Annotated in this window: 21 protein-coding genes; 14 read left to right on the top strand and 7 right to left on the bottom strand. The window is 53.1% G+C overall.

All coding sequences use genetic code 11. From position 1 onward, the window contains the following. Positions 1 to 94: 94 nt before the first annotated feature. The 3 genes from AC3CB2_RS05945 to AC3CB2_RS05935 form a co-directional block, all read right to left on the bottom strand. Positions 95 to 1336 (bottom strand): DNA-binding response regulator, encoded by a 1242-nt coding sequence (locus tag AC3CB2_RS05945; protein ID WP_352930116.1) that lies wholly within the window; start codon positions 1334 to 1336, stop codon positions 95 to 97. Between the two features lie 8 nt (positions 1337 to 1344). Beyond that, positions 1345 to 3018, bottom strand: coding sequence for an AMP-binding protein (locus AC3CB2_RS05940; RefSeq protein ID WP_352930119.1), 1674 nt, complete (start codon positions 3016 to 3018; stop codon positions 1345 to 1347). A gap of 116 nt (positions 3019 to 3134) precedes the next feature. Beyond that, complete coding sequence (locus AC3CB2_RS05935) at positions 3135 to 4997, bottom strand: extracellular solute-binding protein (protein WP_352930122.1); 1863 nt, start codon at positions 4995 to 4997, stop codon at positions 3135 to 3137. 301 nt (positions 4998 to 5298) lie between these two features. On the opposite strand from AC3CB2_RS05935, the gene AC3CB2_RS05930 reads away from it, so the two are divergent. Next, positions 5299 to 5913, top strand: a complete 615-nt coding sequence (locus AC3CB2_RS05930) for an invasion associated locus B family protein (RefSeq protein ID WP_008546562.1) — start codon at positions 5299 to 5301, stop codon at positions 5911 to 5913. A gap of 115 nt (positions 5914 to 6028) precedes the next feature. On the opposite strand, the gene hspQ is transcribed toward AC3CB2_RS05930, so the two are convergent. From hspQ to AC3CB2_RS05915, 3 genes are all read right to left on the bottom strand, one after another. Continuing rightward, positions 6029 to 6361 carry a heat shock protein HspQ gene (gene hspQ, locus AC3CB2_RS05925; protein ID WP_008546550.1) on the bottom strand — a complete coding sequence of 111 codons (333 nt, stop codon included), beginning with the start codon at positions 6359 to 6361 and terminating at the stop codon, positions 6029 to 6031. A 212-nt stretch (positions 6362 to 6573) separates the two neighbouring features. After that, complete coding sequence (locus AC3CB2_RS05920) at positions 6574 to 7611, bottom strand: HpcH/HpaI aldolase/citrate lyase family protein (RefSeq protein ID WP_352930126.1); 1038 nt, start codon at positions 7609 to 7611, stop codon at positions 6574 to 6576. Between the two features lie 176 nt (positions 7612 to 7787). Continuing rightward, on the bottom strand, positions 7788 to 8681 hold the full coding sequence (locus AC3CB2_RS05915) for a lysophospholipid acyltransferase family protein (RefSeq protein WP_352930129.1): 894 nt from the start codon (positions 8679 to 8681) through the stop codon (positions 7788 to 7790). A 201-nt stretch (positions 8682 to 8882) separates the two neighbouring features. Between AC3CB2_RS05915 and AC3CB2_RS05910 the strand changes: the two genes are divergently transcribed. Then, the gene (locus tag AC3CB2_RS05910; RefSeq protein ID WP_054784971.1) at positions 8883 to 9833 is read left to right on the top strand and encodes an AEC family transporter; all 951 of its coding nucleotides are present in this window, start codon (positions 8883 to 8885) and stop codon (positions 9831 to 9833) included. Here the strand turns inward: AC3CB2_RS05910 and AC3CB2_RS05905 are convergent. After that, complete coding sequence (locus AC3CB2_RS05905) at positions 9830 to 11092, bottom strand: UbiH/UbiF family hydroxylase (protein WP_352930132.1); 1263 nt, start codon at positions 11090 to 11092, stop codon at positions 9830 to 9832. The two genes, AC3CB2_RS05910 and AC3CB2_RS05905, sit on opposite strands and share 4 nt — an antisense overlap. Before the next feature lie 270 nt (positions 11093 to 11362). Here AC3CB2_RS05905 and AC3CB2_RS05900 point away from each other — a divergent pair, with 270 nt between their 5' ends. The 12 genes from AC3CB2_RS05900 to AC3CB2_RS05845 all read left to right on the top strand — a co-directional run bounded on the left by AC3CB2_RS05900 (position 11363) and on the right by AC3CB2_RS05845 (position 25465). Further along, positions 11363 to 12268: a DUF2182 domain-containing protein gene (locus tag AC3CB2_RS05900; protein ID WP_352930135.1), complete on the top strand. Its 906-nt coding sequence runs from the start codon at positions 11363 to 11365 to the stop codon at positions 12266 to 12268. A gap of 38 nt (positions 12269 to 12306) precedes the next feature. After that, the gene (locus AC3CB2_RS05895) at positions 12307 to 13002 is read left to right on the top strand and encodes a CDP-alcohol phosphatidyltransferase family protein (RefSeq protein ID WP_008547159.1); all 696 of its coding nucleotides are present in this window, start codon (positions 12307 to 12309) and stop codon (positions 13000 to 13002) included. 162 nt (positions 13003 to 13164) lie between these two features. Beyond that, positions 13165 to 14142 carry a quinone oxidoreductase family protein gene (locus tag AC3CB2_RS05890; RefSeq protein ID WP_352930138.1) on the top strand — a complete coding sequence of 326 codons (978 nt, stop codon included), beginning with the start codon at positions 13165 to 13167 and terminating at the stop codon, positions 14140 to 14142. A 22-nt stretch (positions 14143 to 14164) separates the two neighbouring features. Then, positions 14165 to 15094 carry a LysR family transcriptional regulator gene (locus AC3CB2_RS05885; protein WP_352930141.1) on the top strand — a complete coding sequence of 310 codons (930 nt, stop codon included), beginning with the start codon at positions 14165 to 14167 and terminating at the stop codon, positions 15092 to 15094. A gap of 116 nt (positions 15095 to 15210) precedes the next feature. Then, the gene (gene uraH, locus AC3CB2_RS05880; protein ID WP_352930143.1) at positions 15211 to 15564 is read left to right on the top strand and encodes a hydroxyisourate hydrolase; all 354 of its coding nucleotides are present in this window, start codon (positions 15211 to 15213) and stop codon (positions 15562 to 15564) included. Between the two features lie 3 nt (positions 15565 to 15567). Beyond that, entirely contained in the window at positions 15568 to 17055 is a 1488-nt protein-coding gene (xdhA, locus tag AC3CB2_RS05875; RefSeq protein ID WP_352930145.1) for a xanthine dehydrogenase small subunit, read from the top strand. Further along, positions 17045 to 19390, top strand: a complete 2346-nt coding sequence (gene xdhB, locus AC3CB2_RS05870; RefSeq protein ID WP_352930147.1) for a xanthine dehydrogenase molybdopterin binding subunit — start codon at positions 17045 to 17047, stop codon at positions 19388 to 19390. Before xdhA ends, xdhB begins: the two co-directional genes overlap by 11 nt. Then, a complete protein-coding gene (xdhC, locus tag AC3CB2_RS05865) occupies positions 19391 to 20374 on the top strand; it encodes a xanthine dehydrogenase accessory protein XdhC (protein WP_352930150.1) in 984 nt (327 codons plus the stop codon). Between the two features lie 53 nt (positions 20375 to 20427). Further along, positions 20428 to 22020: an ABC transporter ATP-binding protein gene (locus AC3CB2_RS05860; protein WP_352930153.1), complete on the top strand. Its 1593-nt coding sequence runs from the start codon at positions 20428 to 20430 to the stop codon at positions 22018 to 22020. Further along, the gene (locus AC3CB2_RS05855; protein ID WP_352930156.1) at positions 22010 to 23098 is read left to right on the top strand and encodes an ABC transporter permease; all 1089 of its coding nucleotides are present in this window, start codon (positions 22010 to 22012) and stop codon (positions 23096 to 23098) included. Before AC3CB2_RS05860 ends, AC3CB2_RS05855 begins: the two co-directional genes overlap by 11 nt. Next, complete coding sequence (locus AC3CB2_RS05850) at positions 23091 to 24020, top strand: ABC transporter permease (protein WP_014285735.1); 930 nt, start codon at positions 23091 to 23093, stop codon at positions 24018 to 24020. Before AC3CB2_RS05855 ends, AC3CB2_RS05850 begins: the two co-directional genes overlap by 8 nt. Positions 24021 to 24391: 371 nt before the next feature. Further along, entirely contained in the window at positions 24392 to 25465 is a 1074-nt protein-coding gene (locus tag AC3CB2_RS05845) for a BMP family ABC transporter substrate-binding protein (protein WP_008547088.1), read from the top strand. The last annotated feature ends 57 nt before the right edge of the window (positions 25466 to 25522 follow it).

Here is a 25522-nt window from a genome sequence, read left to right as displayed (position 1 = left end):
TTATGGGTGTATTCGCGTTTGCTCTGTAGCCTATCAGGAAAATCCGATAGTTGCTCTGGAAATCTCTCACAGTTTCGTGAGGTTGCTGAAGGGCTTATCCGTTGCCCAAGCCTGTGGTACGCACCATCACAAGAACGCGGTTGGAGAGTTGCTCCATCCCTTTTTTACTGCGCAGAACAGCAACGGGACCACGGCCTTCGATGTTGGCGACAAAATCCTCATCACGGCAGACAGCCATGGCGATAGAGAGAACGGTGCCGCTCCAATACATCTGATGCTGGGCGAAGGCCTGTGGGTTGCTGCCTGTGAAACGTTCTATGAGTTCCAGCAGGTTGAGCTCGTAGATGGATTCACCGCGGCGCTTGGTGGATTCTTCAAGAAGTGTCAGATAGCTGCGGTAGGTCTGCTCTGACAGGTAATCTTCATCATCCTGCCGGGCGAGCCATTGGCTGGAGACTGTGAGGATCGCATCAGTCAAGCGCTGGCGGCGGCCTCCGCGCAAGGCGCTGATGATGTGGCCTGTGAGAGCTTTATCTGTCACGTCACCCAGAAGAACATCTGTTGCGCCTGCCGAATAGAGTAGGTGAGCGGATTCTTCGTCCACACTGTGAGCGAGGATCGGCAGGTTGAAATAACGCGGATCTGCGCGAAGCCTTTCGATTTCCTCACAGGCTTGCCACGCTGGCATATCGATCAGCACGGCCTCAAACCGGCGAGCGGTGAGGTAGTCCTCTGTCATGTCAGAGGTGAAGCCACCAACGATTTCGACGGGCATATCCAGAAGAGCTTGTGTGCGGCCAAAGTGCTTACCGAAACCTGCTACGAGTAAGCCTGCGGATTTCAGCGGACCGAACTCTGTTTTGTATTCTGGGAGAGGTCCAAACAGGCCGCGGCGCAAGCGGGCTTCTTCTGCTCTGTTCGCAAGACGCCTCAGGCCGGCAATACGTGGCAGAAGCACATCTGGCGGAATAGCGTCGCTGACAGTTGCGCTAGGTTTGAGCTCCAGCGGGACAGGGGCGTTGCCATTGGTGATGACGAGCAATGGGACTTCAACGCCTGGGCCTTTTCGGAAACGCTCAATGGTCTGAGTGAGTTCATCCAGCTCTGGTGGGTTTTGCTCTTGCCATGGCAGGAGGATGCAGATTGGGAGAACGCTTGCGCCTTCCAGCTCTTCCATAAGCTGCTGGCTTGTTCTGATCGCAACGAGGCGGTCAGACAGAACGGTCAAAGGCTCCAACATATCAAAGACATGATTGTGCACTGGAGCTATCAGCAGGATTTTACCCCAGCTGGAATCGTGCGTCTCAGTCTCTAATGGTTGGCTATGCTCGGCCATTCATCCTCTCAGGCAACCGCTTCCACCGGTTTGGGCTGGGAGCGTCTGGTCAATTTCTGTCTGTCTACGCGGCCATCTTCCGTCATTGGCAGTGCGCGCAGCGACAGAATTCTGTGTGGCATCATTGTCAGGCTCACGCGTGATGCGTCGAGGTAGGCGTAAAAGGCTTCTACATCAACGAGAAGACCTTCTGACGGTACCACCGCGACCATTAGGCGTGCACCCATTAATTCATCTTCTACCAGAAAAGCAGCCGCTTCTTTTACCCCCGAGAATTCACTGTATATCTCGTCGAGACGTTCCAGCTCGAGCAATCCGGGGGCTCTTTGACCAGGTGTGCCGAAGCCGTGAATGGCTCCTGTAACTTCATGTACGCCAACAGGGATTTCGGTAATCAGGCCGTGCTCGCCCTGTTCGTTGCTGAAGAAAGTGAGGTGCGAGTCATTGGATGGCCAGTCTGCATCCGGGACCATCGCACCCTTGAGTTTGAGGTGGTATCCGGTTTCCGACTTCGCGGATTCCTGTGAGAATTCCTCATTAATTTCAATTGGATCAATATTAATTAAGCACGGTCCATGGGTGGATGTGCTTGGGGCAAATTGATTGCCTGGGATTAATGGCACAGGCTGATCCGAGGTTCCACGCAGATGTGCCACCATTGCATATTCATCGAGCACATGGAGATCTGTGACGACACCTTTTGCCTGGTATTTTGCAGGCTTTGGTGAGGTGATGGACCATGTGGCAACGGTGTTTGTGCTCCAGCCTTCCAGCGCTCCATCGATGTGGGATGCTAGCGGTCCAGGGGTCAAAATATAATTTGCCTCGATGGAGCGCGCGTGGTCCGTCAATGTGGATAAAGCGTGTGGATGATGGAGATGGAGCGTTCCTTCGCTCAGCAGCCATGGCACCAAACCGGCACCAATCCCTGTAATTCCGCAGAGAATGTAGGGCAGCAGAATGCGAGCGCCGGGCTCCAGTCTTGTCTCCAGAAACGGCATCAGGCCTGTGGAGACCCAGTGGTTATGACTGCGCGGGATTGGACTGATTTCCGCGCCTGAGTGAACCCATGTGAGCGTTGCCACGTGATTGGCTGGTGCGCCTTCGCGCTCAATGACTGGTTCGGCGAAGGCATCTCCGTTTTCGGCCAGCATCGGCGCCATATCAATGAGGCCGTCAGGAATGTCACTGCCGAGGCCGAAAACGAAACGCAGAGAGAAGAAGTCGGCTGCCGCATCCCGTGCTTCTTCGCCAAGCATGCGTGTTTCAACGCGATCTGCGGTGATCAACGCTTTGGCGTCTACCGTGCTGAGTGCGCGTAGGATCTCAGAATGGCGCCAGTGCAGCGGGAAGGGGGAGACGATCAGACCAGCACGTAACGCACCGAGAATACAGAGAACATTATCAACTGTGTTTGGGGATTGCAGGCCAAGAATATGGTCTGGCTCCATGCCAACAGCAGCGAAGAAGCCAGCAATCCGGCTGATTTCCTGTTCCGCCTCGGCGTAGGTCAGATGGCGCGGTTTGCCGCCTGTCCATTTTTCTCTGTCGGGTGCATCTACCAGTGCCAAGCGGTTTGGATGTTTTTGCGCCGCACGTCTGAACAGCATATCAAGGGTGATGTTGCCCCAAACTCCTGTTGTGCTGTGGTTTGCAATGGCATCGGTATTTGACAGTATCATTTAAGGTAAGTCCGCTAAGCGACTGAGAAATTCGAGATTCGGCAAGTTGGTTAATAGACACTTTTGTTGAGTAGGCTGCCTTCATCAAGAACGCAGCCCAATTTTTATGTGTTTATCTACTCTTTAGGTGCATCCCACCAGTTGTCGTACTGCATGCCGTATAGCGGTGTCTTCTCCGGATGCTCCACTGTGGTCCAGCGCGCGACCCATTCAGCCGGGGCGTGATAGAGCGGGATTGCATAGAAACCGGAGATCAGAACACGGTCGAACGCGCGCACTGTGGCAACGAATTCTTCGCGGCTGCGAGCGGCGACCATGGCATCAATCAAAGCATCAATGGCAGGTTCTTTTGCGCCAACGATGTTTCTGGAGCTTTTGGTATCAGCTGCCTGCGATGACCAACGGGCGTACTGCTCGCCGCCCGGAGACAGTGAAGCGAACCAGGTGTTGAAGAGGGCGTCGAATTCGAAAGAGGCGCGACGTTCTTCAAACTGTGCTGCATCTACCATGCGCACTTCAAGATCGATGCCCAGAAGCTTCGCAGTTCGTTGCACGGCCAGAGCGACTTTCTCTTCGTCCTGAACTCGTACGAGGATTTCGAATGCAAACGGCTCGCCGGTTTCAGCGTTCACCAGTTTGCCCTGATCCAGTTTGTAACCTGCTTGTTTGAACAGGTTCAATGCATCCCGGAGCACCTTTCGGTCGCGTCCGGAGCCATCAGCTTCTGATGGACGCCATGTGCCAGCGAGGACATCATCAGTCACAATATTTGGGAATGGCTCGAGCAGTTTCTTTTCCATCTCGCTCGCAGGGCGACCGATGGAGGAAAGCTCTGAGTTGTCCCAGTAACCGTCCGTACGCTGGTACAAACCGTTGAACAGGGTTCTGTTGATCCACTTGAAGTCGAGCAGCATTCCGAGAGCCTGACGCACACGCTTATCTGCAAATTGCGCGCGGCGGGTGTTGAACGCGATCCCAGTCATGGCTGGAGGCGTGCCGCGTTCAAATACGTCTTTTACGACCTTGCCTTCTTCAAACGCAGGGAAGTTGCCCGCGCTCTCCCAAAGGCTTGGGTTCGCGTAGATCAGAGCTTCAGTGTCACCTTTGCGGAAGGCTTCCTGCAAGGCGTTGTAATCGCGGAAGTAGTCGACGGTGACTTCGTTGAAGTTATCGAAACCGATTTTCTGCGGCAGATCTTTGGCCCAGTAATTGTCACGGCGCGTGTAGGTTGTACGACGGCCCGGATTGATCTCAGAGAAAATATAAGGACCAGTGCCGACTGGTGGTGTCAGCGTGGTGTTGCCAAAGGTCTTTGGGTCAGTTGTCCGACTGTTGAAAATCGGAGCCAGTGCGATGAGGAGTGGCAGCTCACGGTCACTGCCATCTTTAAAGTGCAGCTTTACGGAGCGCTCCCCGGTTTTTTCGAAGTTGACGACTTTTCCGTACCAACGCGCATATGGCGGGCGGCCATGGTCACGAATGGTTTCCAGAGAAAAGATAATATCTTCAACGGTTAACGGGTCTCCGTTGGAGAACTTCGCATTTGGATTTAAGCGAAACTCGATCCAATTGCGCTCTTCCGGCATACGCACGGCTTCTGCAAGGTGTGCATACAATGTGAATGCTTCATCGTTGCTGCGCAGAAGCAGGCTTTCCAGAATGTAGTTGCCCATCTGGCGCTCTTTCATGCCGCGCGCAGAGGTCCATGCCCCTTTGAGGGCAAAGGAATTCAGACTATCAAAAGTACCTTGAACGCCGAGAGAGAGACGACCACCTTTAGGTGCTTCAGGATTGGCATAGGGCAGGTGGGTGTAATCTGCTGGCAGAGCAGGTTTGCCATGCATTGCAATACCATGGCTCCATGGCACCGTATCCTGAGCAATGGCGGTTGAGTAAGCTAATGTTGCCACACCGGAAAGGACAACAAGACCCTTCGCAAATTTATTTATTCCATTCACATAGGATCGGAAATGAGACATTCGAATTTCTCCTAGGGCGTCCGCAGAAACTAGCAATAATACGATTCTGAGGAAAATTCAGCCTACGAGGCTTTGGAAAAGGACAGTAACCACCCCAATCTATAGGTGGAAAAATGGCTTCGAGGTGTTTAAAGAAGTACATAAGTAGCATTTAACAGGTGCGTTGCCTTTTTTTCAGCTCTGTTCTGAGTATGCTTGGCGCCGAACAAGCAGTCAAAACACTGTTGAACCTAGAAATTGGTTGCTGCGTAATTGCCGGAGGCATCTTTTTGCACCGGATCAAACTTTGAGGAAATTTGGGATGGCCGTTAATTTCAAGGGCGTTCTGACTGGTGGGATTATTGCAGCAATGGCCGCAGTTGGCTTTGCTGGCACCAGTGTTGCACAGAATGCACAAGCAGAAGATGCTTGGGTGAAAGTGTGTAATACTGATCCAAAATCCAAGAAGGAATTCTGCCTTATTACACAAGAACTGCGCACGGACACTGGCCAGTTCCTTGCACAGGCTGTTGTGCGTGAAGTGACCGGCGAAAGCCGCAAACTGCTGCACCTTGCTGTTCCTCCTGGAATGCTGATCCAGCCGGGTCTGCGTGTTCAGGTAGATGGTGGCAAACAGTCTGAAGCGAAATATACAATTTGTTTTCCAAACGCTTGTATTGCCGAAATGGTTATTGATGACACCTTTATCGGTAGCCTGAAAAAGGGTGGCAAGCTGATCATCACCACTTTGAACCAGCAGGGTAAGGCTCGTCCATTCGACCTGACCTTGAAAGGGTTCACCCGTATTTATGATGGTGAAGCGATCAAGCCTGAAGAACTCCAGGCAAAGCAGGAACGCCTGCAGTCTGAACTTCAGAAGCGTGCAGAAGCCGCTCGTCAGAAGCTGATTGAGCAGCAGCGTCAGGCAAACCAGTAATCTGGTTTGCGCGCTTTAGGCATCAAAAAACCCGAAGGAGATTTCCTTCGGGTTTTTTATTGATCTCTTGATCACGATGACTGCTGTTCCTATGAGCGGCGTTCAGCAATAAGCCTTAATGGATCTCTACATCCTTGACGATGTAGTCGCCATCGGTTGTTTCATCAAAAAATTCTTCGACCTGCGGATGTCGCACAGGTTCGCCACTGTCGTCTTTTTCCAGATTTTGTTCCGAGACGTAGGCGATGTATTCACTTTCAGCGTTTTCAGCGAGAAGGTGATAAAAAGGCTGGTCCTTGCTTGGACGTGCTTCTTCGGGAATTGACTCCCACCATTCTTCAGTGTTGTCGAATGTTGGGTCCACGTCGAAGACTATGCCACGGAACGGGTACAGGCGGTGACGAACGACCTGTCCAATTCTGAATTTCGCGGTTCTAATTGTCTCCATAATCCACCAAGCTTTCGAAGATACTGTATCTTGTCAGGGCGCCTTAAAGGTCATGTTGCGCGCTTATTGTCAAGTTATATAGCGCAGCAAAGAGGCGAGAGGCAGCACAAACCGATCAAAATGTGACGTTTGGGGATGAATAGCTCCTCACATTTCATTGATATGCACATCCGGAGGGTTGAAGAGTGGTGCTGACCACTCTTCAGGATTGATTATGTGTAGGCTTCTGCCAAATCCGGGTCTTTGGAGATTACCAGATCTGCCAGGTCACAAATCACTTTTGCCTGTTTCCAGGTTGCGTCGTCCTGCATCTTTCCATCCAGCATGACGGCACCGGTTCCGTCTGGCATTGCCTCCAGAATTCTGCGGGCGAATTTTACCTCTTCCGGTTCAGGTGAGAACACGGATTTTGCAATGCCGATCTGGCTTGGGTGTAAGGTCCATGTGCCCAGGCAGCCCATGAGGAAGGAGTTGCGGAACTGTGCTTCGCAGGCGGCTGGATCGCTGAAGTCGCCGAATGGACCGTAGAATGGTTTGATGCCTGCGGCAAGACATGCGTCGACCATTTTAGCAACGGTGTAGTGCCAGAGATCCTGCTGATAGCGGGTGCGTGGTGCGTCGCCATCAGCGTCGGCCAGAACCTGATAATCTGGATGTCCTCCACCAACGCGGGTTGTTTTCATGCCGCGGGAGGCTGCAAGGTCTGCTGGGCCAAGGCTCATACCGTGCATGCGTGGGCTGGCTGTGGCGATGGCTTCCACGTTGTTGACGCCTTCTGCCGTCTCCAGAATGGCATGGATCTGGATCGGTTTGGTTACACCTGCTTTGGCTTCCAGTTGTGCGAGCAGCTGATCCAGATAATGGATATCCCATGGGCCGTTGACTTTCGGCAGCATGATCACGTCCAACTTGTTGCCGCAACGGGTGACGATTTCGGTGAGGTCGTCTAGAACCCACGGGCTTTCCAGTGAGTTGATGCGCGTCCAGAGTTTGGTTGAACCAAAGTCGTTTTCGTTGGCCATCTGGATGAAGCCTTCGCGGGCATTCAGCTTTTCATCGGCTGGAATGGCATCTTCCAGATTGCCGAGAATAACATCTACCTGAGAAATTATCTGCGGGATCTTTGCGCGCATCTTCTCGATGTGCGGAGGCACGAAGTGGATCATGCGTTCCAGCGCGACTGGTGGCTCAGCAAACGGTGTCGGAGCACCAATGGCCAGAGGTTTATAAAAGGAACGATAGGTTTTCATCTGGCTAGCTCCCTCCCAAGCCGAAATGGAAATTCAGGGAGAGAGTATACAGATAATTGTGCGGTGCAAAATCAGCTCTTTGGGCTAAGTCCTGAAGACATTTGCATTTAGGTAGAGTGGTTTGAGCGGCTTAGGCGATTGCTCGTCATTTCACACTTAGCGTTGAAATGGCCTGATTAAATCCACTTCTTCATGATCCACATCCACTGGGATGGTTCTTCGCGGATCCATTCTTCGAACTGGTCGTGCATTGCCTGCGTGGTCGTGATGGCGTCCTGAACGCGGTCTTTGGTGCGGGCCACCGGGATTTCTTTTGCGAGAATCTCGAAGCGGGCGCCTTTTTTGCGGCGGGCAACCACAGCAATGAGCCGTTTATTCATGGTGCGAGCCAACGCTGCAGGGATGTGCGTTGCGGCCGAGGGTTGCTTGAAGAAGTCAATCTTCACGCCGCGGCGATCCCGAACGTCTGCAACAAAAGCTACAGAACCCTTTTTGCGCAGGATTGAAATGATTTTTGCGCCGGTGTCGTGACCTTTGCAGTACAGGCCGAGCTTATAAAGAAAGTTACGTCGCTCGATCAGGTAGGATTCGGAGTAGGGGTTCTTGAGCTTCTGGTAGACACCTGCGAGCGGCAAGCCCAGTTCTTCAGCCTTATCGGAAACCACTTCCCAGTTGCCAGAGTGCATGGTGACCAGAACGGCACCTTCGCCGACGGACGGTGCAAAGACCTCTGGATTTGCATAGGTAACGCGGCTCCTATCCTTGTGGATTTTGGAGAGCAAAACGGTCTCGGCGGAGACGCGACCCAGATTTTCCCACATATCCCGGATAATTTTGTCTGCTTCGTTGAGCGTCATTTCCGGGTAGGCGGCCATGATGTGGGCTTTGGCGCGTGCATGCCGATGGGTCATTGGCGCGACGATGCGCCAGACATTTCCCATGAATGCGGAGGACCAATCCAGTGGCAGAGAGCGCAGAATTCCGCCGATAAATCTAAGCGCCAGCCATTCAGCTCGGTAGCTGAGCTTCTCACGACTTGTAAGGGGGCGACGGGATTTTTTAGCTTTCATATTGGCCTTTGGGCGGATGGAGCTTTCCAGTTCCGTTTACTCGCATACTATAGTGTCGTAGTTGCCGGTATGCCAACCTCTGTAGAATGGCTATATACGCTCAACTCGGTCATGGTGATTAGCCAATCAGTCTTTCAAAAGCAACTCATTCTCCAGTCGGAAGCGGAGAACACCAAAGAATTGCATGGGGAAATGGTTTCGATGCTCAATGTTGTGAATTTGGCAATGCCATTTTTCCTTCTCATCTTCTTAGGGTTTGTTTCTGGCCGTGGTGCGAAGCTTTCGCGCGATGGTTTGGCGTGGATGAACTTTTTTGTGGTTTATCTGGCGCTACCGGCCTTGTTTTTTCAGCTGCTTTCCGAAACTCCGCTGGAAGAGTTGGCCACCTTTGATTTTGTCGCTGCGACCACATTTTCAACCTTTGCCATGTTCGCTGTGGCTTATTCTTTTGCGCGGTTTATTCTGCGAGGAAGCATCGGTGAGGCGACTGTTCAGGCGCTGGTGGGGTCTTATTCCAATATCGGTTACATGGGCCCAGGTGTGACGCTGGCTGTACTGGGTGCTGGCGCTGCTGTGCCGACGGCTTTGATCCTGTGTTTTGACACGATCCTGCTGTTTATTCTGGTGCCGATGATGATGTCCATCGGTGGGTCTCAGAACATCAAAGTGGGTCCGCTGGCCTTTGAGATCTTCAAGAAGATCGTCACGCATCCGTTCATTCTGGCGGTGTTTGCGGGCATTCTGGCGGCAGCGATTGAGTTCAAACCACCGGTGGCGATTGACCAGACGATTTCGTTCCTGCGTCAGGCCGCAGCGCCCTGTGCGTTGTTTGCTATGGGCGTGACCATCGCTTTGCAGCCGAGCCGCAGAACTGCAAAGGAACTGCCGATCCTGCTACTGATCAAGCTGGTCGTGCATCCGGTTCTTGTGTTTGTTCTGCTGGAATGGATTGGAGGCTTTGACAGCCTTTGGATTTCAACGGCAGTTTTGATGGCAGCGCTGCCGCCAGCAGCAAATGTTTATGTGCTGGCGCAGCATTATTCCGCTTATGTGGAGCGGGCGTCGACTGCTGTTCTTTATGGAACGTTGGCTTCAGTTATTACTCTGCCAACGCTCATCTATCTCATTCAGTCCGGAATACTCGTGCCTTAATTGTTCTGCGCGCGCATCAGTGTTGGCAGGCTCCAGGATGGTGCAATGCCTTCGCGCATGAGCAGGCGGCGGACGAGTGGGATTCTGGAGGCTGTGTAAAGCCCCATGGAACGTAACATTTGCACGGGCAGGGCATCTGTCAGCAAGGATCTGTTGAGCAGGTCTACGGCTGTTGTGCGGCTGATGACATCTGCTTTGCGGCTGCGGTCGTACTTCTGCAGCAGTTCTGCTGATCCCATATCAGCCCTTGTGTGCTTGGCGTTTGCAAGCAATTCGGTCGCAACGGCCACATCACGCAGAGACAGGTTGAGACCTTGTGCGCCGATTGGCGGGAAGGCATGAGCGGCTTCGCCCATCAGCAAAGAGCGATTGCCACTCATGTGAACGGCGGTCAGGCCAGAGAGTGGATAGACCTGACGCGGGCTTGCCAATTTCAAAGAACCGAGGACGAACTTGCTGAGCTTTTCCAGCTCGGCCTCAAGCGCTTCGTCTTTGTAGATGTTCAGCTCTTCAGCGCGTTCCGGTGTCTCCACATAGACAAGTGAGGATGACTTGCCTGGTAGCGGTACCATGGTGAACGGGCCAGTGTTGCGGTGGAACTCGGTTGAGATATTGTAGTGCGGTAGGTCGTGTTTGAGGTTGAGAACGAGCGCTGCTTGTGGGTACTTCCAGTTCTTTGTCTCAATGCCTGCAGCGCGGCGAACCACTGAGTTTCGGCCATCGGCGCCAATCACCACCTGACAAGTCAGGTCCTGCGTGTTGTTCAGCTCAATGGTTGCCTTGTGGTCGTTGCTGCTCACGTTCTTGATGGTGTCTTCCACGAGCTCGATGAGCTCGTTTGCATTGACCAGATCAAACAGAACACGATTCAGATCTTTGTTGAGGATGTTGTAGCCGAACGCTGGCAGGTCGAGCTCAGAGGCTGCAAATGTTGTTTCCGGTGCGCGAATAAGACGATCTGTGCCATCAATCAGGCGCATCTTTTCCAGCGGCGTGAAGGATGCACGCAGGTCTTTCCAGATGCCGATGTTGTCCAGAAACTGGCGGGAAGCGTCCATGAGAGCCGTGGTGCGGGCATCATTCAGATTGACTGGCGGGCCAATGAGAACAGTTTCAAGTCCGTTGCTGGCTAGTGCCAGCGCGGCAATCATGCCTGCGGGACCTGTGCCTATAACAGCGCAATCATAGCTCTTTTCCTGCGAAGGCGTGTTGTTTTTGCTTTGGCCTTTGGTGCTGTCAGATGCAAGATTGGCTGCCATTTTTTCATTCCGCATTTTGTTTGCGTTCTATCCTTGAGTATCTAGGGGATAAAACCTATCGGTTTCAAGGTAGCGCAGGCGTATAGTCCCCTAATGAAAAGAGCGTAACTATCGCTGCGCCAGCTTCACCATGTCGCAGGGCCTAGTTTAGATTTGAACTAAATCAATGTCGCATTGGGACTATTACTGGTCTATTAGAGAAGCTGCATACATTGCGCTGGTTCCGAAACCGATGGGTTTTGGATGTCCTGAATGATTTCGAGGTCGGTTATGTCGCTTACCAGTCCGAAGACAGATTTTCAGTTGTCCTATCGGCTCCCTTACATTGTGCTGGGCGGAGCTGTGGTGCTGGGCTGGGTTTATCTGGCGGCTATGGTGATCGATATGATCAGCCGTATGGATATGGGCGAAATGGGCCCCGGTATGGAACTGTTCAATCAGTTCAACATGTTCAAAGGCCTGCCGGAGCATGTGCGCGTGCAGCTCGCCTCGCTGTGTCTGCCATTGGCACAGGAAGCTTTTGGTATGCCGGGCCTCGTAAATATGGGCCTCTATGACTATTTTCTGCTGTTTGTGATGTGGTTCATGATGGTGCTCGCCATGATGTTGCCGACAGCCATGCCAATGCTGCAGACCTACCACGAAGCGCGGGGCGGTAAGGCGATCTATGTTGTTGCTGGTGGTTATCTGGCCGTCTGGACTGCGTTTTCCGTAGTCGCAACCGTGGCGCAGGGGCTGCTTCATGAGTTGGGCGTGATGAGCCCAATGATGATGCCTGTGTTTTCCAGCCTGACCATCACCACTGTAATTGCAGCAGCAATTTATCAGTTTACGCCTGCCAAGCAGGCCTGTCTGGACCGGTGCCGGACGCCAAATGTTGCTTTGGCCGTACACTCCGGCGAGCAAAAGCAGAACGCCTTCCAGTTTGGAATCGAACAAGGTTTGTACTGTCTGGGGTGCTGTTGGGCACTAATGGTGCTCATGTTTGCAGTGGGAATCATGAATATTATCTGGATCGCGCTGCTTGGTCTCATAATGACACTTGAAAAAAAGAGCAAAACACCGTTTACAAGCTATGGAATAGGTATCGCGCTTCTGCTATGGGGCGGTGCAAACATCTATTTCGCTCGGGCGGACTTACCTCTTTTTGAAGCTTTGGGTGATAGATTGTTCTAAGTGGTACCTGCACTTAAAGAATAACAAAGGACCCCAAGTTGACCGGTCAGACCAACTCCCGGCTGTTCCTCATTCACCTTCTTACCGCATTGGGTGCGCCCATTGCGTTGCTTGCGCTTGTCGCAGGAGCGAACGGCAACCTGCCTATGATGTTTTTCTGGCTCTGGGTCGCACTTGTTGTCGACGGGCTGGATGGTCCTTTAGCACGTAAATATGACATTCAGAATCGTCTGCCACGCTGGAGCGGCGTTATTCTGGATCTGGTTATCGATTACGCAACCTACGTTTTCCTGCCAGCTTTTGCGCTTTATCAGAGCGGACTTCTCTCAGAATTCTGGGGCCTTCTGTCTGGTGCGATCATTGTGTTTACCGGCGCGATCTACTTCGCTGACGGCAACATGAAGACTGAAAGCGGCGGGTTCCTGGGCTTCCCTGGTGTCTGGAACATGGTGATTGTCGTGCTTGTTGCGCTGCAGTCTCCGCCATGGATCATCATTGGCATGGTGGTTCTGTGTTCTGTGCTGACCTTTGCACCGGTTGAATTTGTTCATCCTGTACGTACCGTGAAATGGCGCCCACTGACCCTGAGCATTCTCATGGTCTGGAGTGCAGCACTTGCCATGGCGCTTTATCAGGATTTTGTAATCGAGACCTGGCTGTTTGCGCTTATTACAGCGACGAGCCTTTACCTCTTCTGCGTTGGTGCTTTGCACCAGGTGTTCCGCAAGATGTGATTCTCGATCTTGATGAGTTTTAAAAGCCCGGCCATTTGGTCGGGCTTTTTTGTTTTGCTGATCAGGTTTTCCTCTGTGGAATAGAGTTTCACCAAAGACGCTTGCAACTTAACGGCAATCTGTCCAAACTCCGCATCCAGCCGTTTATAAGGGGAATTCCATATGGTCTATGCTGTTCGCGTTGAAAAAACTGGTGATCCATCCGTTCTGACACACGTGGATGTGGACCTGCCTGAGCTGGGGATTGGTGAAGTCAGGATCCGGCATACGGCCATTGGGCTCAACTTTATCGATACATATTTCCGTTCCGGCCTCTATCCGGCACCCAATGGTTTGCCGTTTGTACCCGGCAACGAAGGAGCTGGCATTGTTGTTGCGCTCGGAGAGGGTGTGACGGATTTTGCACTTGGAGACCGTGTTGCCTATGCCGGTCCGCTGGGGGCTTATGCGGAAGAGCGGAACATTCCGGCCAGTGTTCTTGTGAAAATTCCGGAAGGTGTGAGTGATGAGCAGGCGGCTGCGCTGATGCTGAAAGGCATGACTGCGCGCTATCTGCTGCGTGAAACCTTCAAGGTGGATGCAGATACGACGCTGCTTTACCACGCAGCGGCTGGTGGTGTTGGCCTTATCGTTGGCCAGTGGGCGTCTGCGCTTGGTGCCACTGTCATTGGTACTGTGAGTTCTGAAGAGAAGGCGCGGTTGGCGTCTGACAATGGCTATGAATACGTGATCAACTACAAGACCGAGGACTGGGTTTCTCGTGTGCGGCAGATCACCGATGGGCGCGGATGTGATGTGGTTTATGACAGCGTGGGCAAGGATACATTTCCGGCCTCACTGGATTGTTTACGGCCTCGTGGGCTGTGGTGTTCGTTTGGCCAGTCTTCTGGTCCGCTGCCTGAGTTCAATATGGCGATCCTCTCGCAAAAAGGCTCGCTGTTCGCAACACGTCCGACGCTGTTCAACTATATTGCTGAGCGGTGGGAACTGGAAGAGACGGCGGGTGATCTGTTTGCTGCTGTGGCGGATGGCACCATCAATATTCAGATCAACCAGCGTTATAGCCTGAAAGACATTGCGCAGGCACATTCTGATCTGGAAGGGCGCAAGACCACTGGTGCCACTGTGATCATCCCTTGATGGCTGGGGGATCAGGACATTGATGGATCGATCGCGGTATCTTTACGGCCCAGCGCTGCGCTACTTTGCGGCGGCAGCAGAGGAAAGCTCTATCCGGGCGGCGGCCCGCAAACTTAATGTAGCGTCATCTGCCGTGAACCGGCAAATCCTGACGCTGGAAAAACAGCTTGGGATGGAGCTGTTTGAACGGGTGGGCCGCACGATCCGCCTGTCTTCAGCTGGTGAAATTCTGCTTGCTCATATCCGGCGTACACTGTCTGATTTGGAGGCAACTGGTGCCGAACTGGATGCGCTGAAAGGATTGCGCCGTGGTGTGGTTTCTATTGCAACGGTTGAGAGTGTTACGGAAGCCTTGTTGCCTGAGGTGATTGCGAAGTTTCACAAGGACTACAGCGGTATTCACGTGGACGTGCAGGTGATGGGCGCCGAGCGGGTCGCTGAGGCCGTTGAGAAGGCTGAGGTGGATGTCGGCTTCACGTTTGAACCGCCGGATACAGATGCGCTCAAGATCACCTACAAAAAAGCGCTTGAGATTGGGGCGATTGTCGCTCCTTCGCATCCTTTGGCAAGTGAAGAGCAGTTGAATCTGGCACGGTGCTTTGAGCATCCGGTTGCCATGCCTGCTCCGGGTATTTCCATTCGCGCGCGTTTGGATGTGGCGCTGTCTCATAGCTCCGCTGATGGACAAAGCAGTGTAGAGGCAAACTCGTTGCGTTTCATGAAGCATCTAGTGCGCTCTGGTGAAATGGTGGCGTTTCAGACTGTTGTGGGGCTTGAAGAGGAGCTTGCCAATGAACGTTTGTTGTTTAAACCGCTTGCCGATGAGCAGCTGACACGCGGACATTTCTGTATCATTACCTCGTCTTTGCGCGGTCTTGCTCTGGCTCCGGCGATCTTTCTGGAGCAGGCTGTTGCAAGATTGGAAAAGATGCTTCCGTCATCTGATGCCTAAATGGCATCAATAAGCGCTCTTTTTTGTTCTTTTGTTATCATGGGAATGGGTGCACCCTGTAGTTTCACTTAGAATCTGACATCTATTGCAGATGCCATTTGATAGACGAGGAAACTATGGGGCGATTGACCACCCACGTTCTGGACAGTGCTCAGGGGAAACCTGCGGCGGGGCTGCGGGTTGAGCTTGTTCGTGTTGATGGGGACAGCTTTTCCAAACTTGGAGAATTTTCCACCAACAGTGACGGGCGTGTTGATGGGCCTTTGCTGGAAGGTGAGAGCCTGACTGCAGGAACATATGAGCTGCAGTTCCATGCAGGTGATTACTTGCGTGGGGAAGGTATTGCGCTTCCAGAACCAGCTTTCCTTGATGTTGTTCCGATCCGCTTTGGTATAGCGGATGTCAGCGGCCATTATCACGTGCCGCTGCTGCTTTCTCCGTTTGGTTACACCACCTACAGAGGGAGCTGAGTGATGCGCACGGCAATCCGCTTCCTCCGAAAAGGTCAAGTTGTTGAGTTGGATCGTTTTGAGCCGACGACCACTCTCCTTGAATATCTGCGCCTGAGCGAACATGCGACCGGCACCAAAGAAGGCTGCGGTGAAGGGGATTGCGGTGCCTGTACCATCGCGCTTGGACGTTTGCGTGATGGCAAGCTGGTGTATGAGCCCGTGAACAGCTGCATTCTGCTGCTTGGGCAGATTGATGGCTGTGAGCTTGTGACCGTGGAAGATCTGGAAGGGCCTGATGGATTACACCCTGTCCAACAGGCGCTGGTTGATCTTCATGGTTCGCAGTGCGGGTTCTGTACGCCCGGGTTCGTGATGAACCTGTTTACGCTCTACCACACCAAAACACCGGGGCTGACTCGTCAGGATGTGAACACCTGGATTGCTGGTAACTTGTGCCGATGCACCGGATATCGTCCTATCGTAGATGCTGCGCTTGAGGCTTGCCGGAATGGTCTGAACGATGCGTTTGCAGATCGTGCAGTTGAGACGGAAAGCAAACTGGCTGTGCTTCAGGATGGGCAGGATGTGCGTGTTGGGGATGGGGAACAGTTCTTCTTTGCCCCGAACAGCTTTCAGAGCCTTCTGGAGACATACGGAGAGCATCCTGATGCGACGTTGGTGTCCGGTTCTACGGATGTGGGGCTGTGGGTCACCAAGCATCTGCGAGATTTGCCGAAGGTGATTTATCTGGGACGCGTGAACGGACTGAGCACTTGTTACGAGGATGAGCAAGGTATTCGGCTTGGTGCCGGAGCATCCTATGCGGTTGCTGAGCAGTTTCTGACGGCGATTGATCCTGACCTTAAGCTGGTGATTAGCCGGATCGGATCAAAGCAGGTTCGCGCCTCTGGTACAGTTGGGGGCAATATCGCGAACGGCTCGCCGATTGGTGACATGCCGCCGATGTTGATTGCTCTTGGCGCTGAGATTGAACTGCAGAGCAATCGTGGCCGACGGACGTTGCCTCTGGAAAGCTTCTTTATCGACTACGGCAAGCAAGACATTGCCGAGAATGAAGTGCTGACATCTATCAGCGTGCCGCGGATGAGTGAAGAGCAGCAATTCAGAGCCTATAAGATCTCCAAGAGGTTCGATCAGGATATTTCTGCTGTGATGGCTGCGTTTTGTCTGACGGTGACAGATGGTGTTTTTGAAGCCGCACGGATGGCTTTTGGCGGTATGGCAGGTATTCCCAAGCGTGCCAGTGGTGCAGAAGCTGCTCTGCTTGGTGCTTCGCTGGCTGATCCAGCCTCCTGGCAGGATGCCTTGAATGCCATTGATAGTGATTTTATCCCAATGAGCGATATGCGGGCGTCCAGTTCTTACCGGCGTGATGTGGCGCGTGGTTTGCTGGAAAAGGCACTTTTAGAGATTTCGGAGGCATCTTCCCATCAAACACGGGTCCACGGGCAGCGAGAACTTGCTGCGGGAGGTGCTCATGTCAACTGATCTTCTGGTAAAATCAAAGAGCCGGACCTCTCAATCACAGGTGGTTGGAAAGTCGTACAAACATGACAGTGCGCTGAAGCATGTGGCGGGTAAGGCGACCTATATCGATGATATGATCGAGCCTCGCGGTACGCTTCATGTGGCGCCGGGTTATGCGCCGGGTGCAACGTGTGGCCGGATTACGAAGATTGACCTGAGTGCCGTCCGGGCTGCTCCGGGTGTTGTTGCTGTCTTGGAGGCCGCTGATATTCCCGGTGTGAATGACTGTTCACCAGCCATGGGTGATGATCCGGTGCTGGTGGCCGATAAGATCGTGTTCCATGGGCAGTTGGTGTTCCTTGTTGTAGCTGAGACGCGCCTGCAAGCCCGCAAGGCGGTGAAGCTGGCTGAGATCGAGGTTGAGGCGGAAACACCTCTGGTGAGCGTTGCTGATGCACTGAAGGCTGATCAGACCGTCCTACCGGACTATGAGTTCCGCCGTGGAACGCCTGAACAGACGATGGAACGATCTGCGCAGCAGGTGAAGAGCAGCTTTGCGCTTGGCGGACAGGAGCATTTTTACCTTGAAGGCCAGATTGCTTTTGCCTTTCCCGGTGAAGATGGGGACATGACGGTTTACTCGTCTACCCAGCATCCAACTGAGGTGCAGCACACCGTGGCCAAGGTGCTTGGAGTGGACGAGGCTGCGGTGACCATTGAAGTGCGCCGCATGGGCGGTGCGTTTGGCGGTAAGGAGTCTCAGGCCAACCAATGGGCTGCTCTAGCGGCTCTGGCTGCCAATGCTACGGGGCGTCCATGTAAGTGCCGGTTGGATCGTGATGATGATATGATCCTGACGGGTAAACGTCACGATTTTCTGGTGGATGTGGCTGCCGGGTGTGATGCCTCTGGCAAGATAGAAGCGGTTGAGATCTCTTTGAATTCCCGCTGCGGACACTCGGCGGACTTGTCGCTTGGCATCAACGACCGCGCTATGTTCCACGCGGATAACAGCTACTTCTATCCTGAAGTTCGGATTGGTTCCAAGCGTTTGAAAACAAACACGGTTTCCAACACTGCATTCCGTGGTTTTGGTGGCCCGCAAGGGATGTTTGCCGCTGAACGGTTGATGGATGCGATTGCGATCAAGATGGGGCAGGACCCGCTTGATGTGCGCAAGGCGAACTTCTACCGCGATGGTCAGAACACCACCCCTTTCGGGCAATCTGTTGATGAGCATGATGTGCTGGCCAAACTGGTGGATCAGCTGGAGGAAAGCTCAGAATATCGCGCTCGCCGGAAAGCGGTAGAGGCGTTCAATGCCAAGAACACGATCCTGAAAAAAGGGATCGCGCTGACGCCAGTGAAGTTCGGTATTTCGTTCACACTGACCCATCTCAATCAGGCTGGGGCGCTTGTGCATCTTTATCGGGATGGCTCCGTACATCTGAACCATGGCGGCACCGAAATGGGGCAGGGTCTTTATCAGAAGGTTGCCCAGATTGCGGCCACTGAGATGGGCGTGAGCCTTGAAAAGGTGAAGATTACTGCCACTAACACCTCCAAGGTGGCCAATACGTCTCCGACGGCAGCTTCATCGGGCACAGATCTGAATGGCATGGCGGCGGCGATTGCGTGCCGGGAGATTGTTGGGCGGCTGAAAACCTTTGTGGCGCAGCACTTTGAGGTGTCAGAGGAAGATGTTGAACTGGTTGATGATCAGATGCTGATCAACGGCAAGCCGAAGCTTTCCATCAAGCAGCTGGCGCAACTGGCTTATGAGCATCGTATCCATCTGTCCTCCTCCGGTTTTTATAAAACACCGAAGATCATCTGGGACCGTGAGCGGGTGAAGGGGCGTCCGTTCCTGTACTTTGCTTATGGTGCCTCTTGCTCTGAAGTGGTGATTGATACACTGACCGGTGAAATGAAAGTTGAGCGTGTTGATGTGCTGCATGATGTTGGCAAGTCGCTCAACCCGGCGTTGGATATCGGCCAGATTGAAGGCGGGTTTGTACAGGGCATGGGCTGGCTGACCACGGAAGAGCTGTGGTTTGATGATGCTGGACGCCTGCGAACCCACGCGCCGTCTACCTACAAAATTCCAACCGCCTCAGATGTGCCGGAGGAGTTCAACGTTTCTCTTTATGAGAGTGAGGGAAATCCGGAGCCGACGATTTTTCGGTCCAAGGCCGTTGGTGAGCCGCCTTTGATGCTGCCGATCTCGGTTTTCTGCGCGATCAATGATGCTATTGCAAGCCTGAACAAGGGCGTTCTGCCTAAACTGGACGCCCCTGCAACGCCTGAAGCGATCTTGAAAGCTGTCAAAGCGATCAAGGCCGGAGAGGAGGGCTAAATGCTGGTCTGGGGTGAAGTTCTGTCTGCTCTGGATGCCGCTGGTCAATGTGTACTGGTGAGCATCATCAAAGTTGCCGGGTCATCTCCCCGTGAAGCCGGTGCACGCATGGTTGTGCGTCCGGATATGTCGTTCAAGGGCACCATTGGTGGTGGTCGTCTTGAATACGATGTTTTGCATGAAGCAGTTTCATTGATGAAGAATGGCGGCCCGGCCTTCCAGACGCGCTCTTATGCACTTGGTCCCGACCTTGGGCAGTGCTGTGGTGGGCGCGTTGAAATCGCATTTGAGCAATTTGATCTCAATTATCGTGGTCGTGCACAAGATTTTTCCACACAAGAAGGGGTGGGAATTTTTTCAACGACTGCAAATACTTGCAGTTCTGCCCCCCTTGAAAGGCACGTATTACCCCCTGCTATGGATGACCCGAATTCCGCTGAAATTGTTTTAAATCAAGGCAAATTGACGGAGAGGTTCGGGGAGGATAGACCACATCTGTATCTGTTTGGAGCTGGCCATGTGGGTAAGGCTTTGGTGCTTGCGATGGCACCTTTGGGCTTCAAGATCACCTGGATCGATGAACGGCGCGAAATTTTTCCCAAATATGTGCCTTCCAATATTCGCTGCATTCATCTAAATGAGCCTCAAGTCATCGTAAAGAACCTTGAGCCGGGAAACTATGTCATCGTAATGACCCATGATCACAAGCGTGATCATGCTATAGTAGATGCCGCTGTTCGTAGAACCGATCTGGCATTTATTGGATTGATAGGCAGTGCAACTAAGCGCGCGCGAACACTTAAACGGTTCAAAGACTCCGGAATATCGGAGGCGCACAGCAAACAGCTTGTTTGTCCGGTCGGAATTACTGAGATTAAAAGCAAAAAGCCGTCTGATATTGCAATTTCCATTGCCGCTCAACTCCTAGTGGTAAAGGAAGAACAAGCCAGCAATGCTCAGGGAGGTTATCGTTTTGCTTCTTAGGTTCAAGGAGAACGTCTTGATCTGATTTTTATGTTGGGGGAACGGGTAACACGATGGAAAATGAGCAGAGGTCCGGCCCGGTGACAGGGGGCGAGGATCTCATAGAAGCCAAGGGTATTACTAAGCGATTTGGTGATATTCTAGCGAACGACAATGTCGATCTCGTCATCAAGCAAGGTGAAATCCATGCGTTGCTTGGCGAAAACGGAGCGGGCAAGTCCACGCTCGTGAAAATACTCTACGGCGCCCTTGAACCGGGTGCGGGAGAGATCCTCTGGAAGGGGAAACGCGTTTCAATCTCAAATCCTGCCGCTGCCCGCAAACTGGGTGTTGGTATGGTGTTCCAGCACTTCTCGCTGTTTGAAGCGCTGAGTGTGGTTGAGAATATCGCGCTGGCCTTGCCTAAAGGCGAAAAAATCGAGGCCCTTTCCAAGCGTATCACTGAGGTTTCCCAAAAGTATGGCCTGCCTCTTGATCCTGCAGCACTGGTTGCAGATCTGCCGGTTGGCATCCGTCAGCGTATTGAAATTGTACGTTGCCTTTTGCAGAACCCCAGCCTCATTATCATGGATGAGCCGACATCCGTTCTGACGCCGCAAGAAGCGGATCAGCTTTTCATCACACTCCAGCGTCTAGCCTCTGAAGGTTGTGCGATCCTTTACATCTCTCACCGTTTGGAAGAGGTGAAGAAGATCTGTCACAACGCCACGATCATGCGTCATGGCCGTGTGGTGGGTGGATGTGATCCTGCAGAGGAAACACCAGCCAGCCTTGCTCGCATGATGGTGGGTGGTGACGTACATGATATCACTGCTGGTGCTACCGAAGCTCAGCCGGGTGATGTGATGCTTAAGCTGCGCAATCTGTCTATTCCATCGGATGGTGCATTTGGCATTGAGCTGAAGAACGTCAATATGGATCTGCGCGGTGGTGAGATTGTTGCCATTGCTGGTATCGCGGCGAACGGCCAGAGTGAGCTGTTTGATGCGATCTCCGGTGAGACGCAGGTGAAAGATGCTTATGCCGTCGAGATCTGCGGTGTGCCGGTTGGCAAGCGCAAGATCAACGACCGCCGCCTGCTGGGCTCCGCTTTCGTTCCTGAAGAGCGTTTGGGACATGGCGCGGTGCCGGGCTTTGTTCTTTCCGACAACATCCTGCTGACCCGCTACAAGTCTGATCCTGAGCTCATCAAGCATGGCATGCTCAATCAGAAGCTTGCAGGTGAAATGGAAAAGCGCATCACGGTTTCCTACGATGTGCGTATGTCCCATGATAACCCGGAGGCGCGGTCGCTCTCTGGCGGTAACCTGCAGAAGTTTGTGGTTGGCCGTGAGTTGGACCGGGTGCCGAAAGTACTTGTGATCAACCAACCAACCTGGGGTGTTGATGCAGGTGCAGCGGCACTGATCCGTCAGGCAATCATTGATCTGGCTCGGGGTGGTTCTGCTGTTCTGGTGATCTCTCAGGATCTGGATGAGATCTATGAGGTTGCGGATCGCATTGCTGTTATCTCCCGTGGTGAACTTTCTCCGGCGGAGCCTTCTGCCGAGATGACACGAGAGAAGATCGGTCTTCTGATGGCTGGTATGGGTGAAGGAAAGCCTTCCTCTTCCCAGGAAAAGGCGGGAGAAACCCATGCGCATTGAGCTTGAAAAACGCGCTGAACACTCTCAGCTGATGACCGTAGTTTCGCCGCTGATTGCGATTGGTCTTACGCTTGTGTGTGGCTCCATCCTGTTCGTCAGCATGGGTTACAATCCGGTTGAAGCGCTTTATGCATACTTTATTGAGCCGTTGACAACCAGCTGGTCCATTGAAGAGCTGTTGGTAAAAGCTGGGCCGCTGGTTCTGATCGCGGTTGGGTTGTCCGTCTGCTTCCTGTCCAACTCCTGGAACATTGGTGCAGAAGGCCAGTTCACTATGGGTGCGCTGGCTGGGTCCATCATTCCGGTGCTGTTTTATGACTTCACCAGTCCGCTGGCGCTGCCGCTGATGGTGCTGATGGGCATTCTGGGTGGTATGGCCTGGGCGTCTATTCCGGCATTCCTGAAGGTTCGCTTTGGCACCAACGAGATCCTCACCAGCCTGATGCTGGTGTATATCGCTCAGTACATTCTCGACTTCCTTGTGCGTGGTCCATGGCGTGACCCTGAGGGCTTCAACTTCCCGGAAAGCCGTATTTTTGACGCTGCACACGTGTTGCCGAAGATCGGTGAGGGGCGTTTGCACATCGGTATGATCTTTGCCGTTGTTGCTGTTCTTGTTGTCTGGTGGATGCTTTCCCGCACGCTGAAGGGCTTTGAGATCAAGGTGATGGGTGAAACCCCACGCGCCGGCCGTTTTGCTGGTTTTTCCGGCAACGGTGTTGTGTGGTTTGGATTCCTCGTTTCTGGTGGTCTGGCTGGACTTGCGGGTATGGCGGAAGTTTCCGGCTCCATTGAGCAGCTGACACCTGTTATCTCTCCGGGCTACGGCTTTACGGCGATTATCGTGGCGTTTCTTGGACGTTTGAACCCGATCGGTATTCTGTTTGCTGGTTTGCTGCTGGGGCTTTCCTATATCGGCGGCGAGTCTGCGCAGGTGAGTTTGGGCTTGACCGATAAGGTGACCCGCGTGTTCCAGGGCATGTTGCTGTTCTTCGTGCTCGCGTGTGACACGCTCATCCTTTACAAGTTCAAGTTTGTTTCCAACGCGAAGGGCGTGAAGGAGGCAGCCAATGTCTGATCTTTCCATGATTGAAGCTGTTCTTCTGACAATCATCACTGCCTCCACACCGCTGCTGCTTGCTGCGATTGGTGAGTTGGTGGTGGAACGCTCCGGTGTGCTGAACCTTGGCGTTGAAGGCATGATGATCGTTGGTGCTGTGATGGGCTTTGCGGCCACGCAGGCGACCGGATCTCCTTACATCGGTATTCTCGCTGCGATGATCTCCGGTGTTGCCATGAGCGTTCTGTTCGGCTTCCTGACGCTGAACCTGATGACCAATCAGGTGGCGACCGGCCTTGCATTGACCATTCTGGGCCTTGGGCTTTCGGGCATGATCGGGGAAGCGTTTATCGGGCAACCGGGCATCAGCCTGAAGCCGATTGCTATTCCGGGCCTTTCCGCCATTCCGTTTATCGGGCCGCTGCTGTTTAACCAGGATATTCTGGTTTACGCCTCATACGGTCTGGTGATTGCGGTTTACTTTGTGCTGTTCAAGTCCCGTACCGGTCTGATCATCCGTGCTGTTGGCGATAACCACGGCTCTGCGCACTCTCTTGGTTACTCTGTAATCAAGGTGCGGTATCTGGCGGTGATGTTTGGCGGGGCGTGTTCCGGTCTGGCTGGGGCTTACCTATCGCTGATCTATACACCGCAGTGGGTTGAGGGCATGACTGCTGGTCGTGGCTGGATCGCGCTGGCTCTGGTGGTGTTTGCAAGCTGGCGTCCGGCGCGGGTGCTGGTGGGGGCTTACCTGTTTGGTGCGGTTTCCATTTTGCAGTTCCACGCACAGGCGGCTGGTATCGGATTGCCGACGCAGTTCATGTCTGCTCTGCCGTATCTGGCGACCATCATCGTGCTGATCATGATTTCGCGTAACAAGACACTTGCTAAGGTTAATACACCTGCATGTCTTGGAAAGCCTTTTGTGCCTGATCGCTAAGAAAAACCTGATTTGACCAATGTGCTCATAGTAGACATTGGTCAAATTGCCAATATTTCGACCTTCGTATACATGAGGGCGAGAGAACGAAGATAACAGAGACCTTGATCTCTGAGTGCAAATAACACGGCTCACCGTTGCACAGATCGCGGAAACCTGCCCGCACTCGAATAAAAGATCGCATCTACATGCGAGATACAACAAAGCAGGAAACAACTTGATAGCGCACAAATGCGCAGAACGACCTTCGGGTTTGTTCCTATCGTGTTTGCTTGGCGCCGTCGTTCACATAGTTCTCTGGTGCATTTCACCGCGCTTATTAGGGTGTTGCGTGGCTGGAATGCAGGTTAACCTATAAAGGGGAGCGCACAATGCGCAGTATCTTCAAACTTGCAGCGACAGCTGCAGTTGCACTTGGTCTTTCCGCTGGGGCTTCAAATGCTGCTGATCCACTGAAAGTGGGCTTCATTTACGTTGGTCCTGTTTCTGACCATGGCTGGTCCTACCAGCACGATCAGGGTCGTCAGGCGATTGAAAAGCACTTTGGCGACAAAGTTGAAACCACCTACATCGAGAGCGTGCCAGAAGGTGCGGATGCTGAGCGCGCGATTGAGCGTCTGGCTCGCTCTGGTCACGAGCTGATCTTCACCACGTCTTTCGGTTACATGAACCCAACCCTGAAGGTTGCGCGTAAGTTCCCGAAAGTGAAGTTTGAGCACGCAACTGGCTACAAGCAGGCGAAGAACGTTTCTTCTTACGGCGCTCGCTTCTATGAAGGCCGTTATGTACTGGGTCAGATCGCTGCAAAGATCTCCAAGTCCGGCACTGCTGGTTACATCGGTTCCTTCCCGATCCCTGAAGTTGTGCGCGGCATCAACTCCTTCATGCTGGGTGCGCAGTCTGTTAATCCAGACTTCAAGATCAAAACCATCTGGGTGAACTCCTGGTACGATCCGGGCCGTGAAGCAGATGCTGCGAAAGCACTGATCGACCAAGGCGTTGACATCATGGTTCAGCACACTGACTCCCCAGCGCCTCTGCAGGTTGCTGAAGAGCGTGGCATCATGGGCTTTGGTCAGGCTTCCGACATGATCAAGTTTGCGCCTAAGGCTCAGGCAACTGCGATCATCGATGACTGGTCCGCTTACTACATCTCCCGCGTTCAGGCGGTTATGGATGGTAACTGGAAAGGTCAGGACACCTGGGGTGGTCTGGATGCAGACATGGTTCACATGGCTCCGTTCACCAACATCCCGCAGGATGTTGCAGATGAAGCAGCAAAAACTCTTGCAGCTATCAAGTCTGGTGAGCTGAAGCCATTTACCGGCCCAATCACCAAGCAGGATGGTTCTGAGTTCCTGAAAGCTGGCGAAACCGCTGATGATGGCGCGCTGCTTTCCATGAACTTCTACGTGAAGGGCATCGACGACCAGCTGCCTAAGTAAGCCCAGCGCTTAAATATTCGGAGAGCGCCGCACTTTTTTCATGGTGCTCTCCTACGA

The sequence above is a fragment of the Pseudovibrio sp. SCP20 genome (genome assembly GCF_057774105.1).
This window is presented reverse-complemented; position numbering and strand designations above follow the sequence as displayed.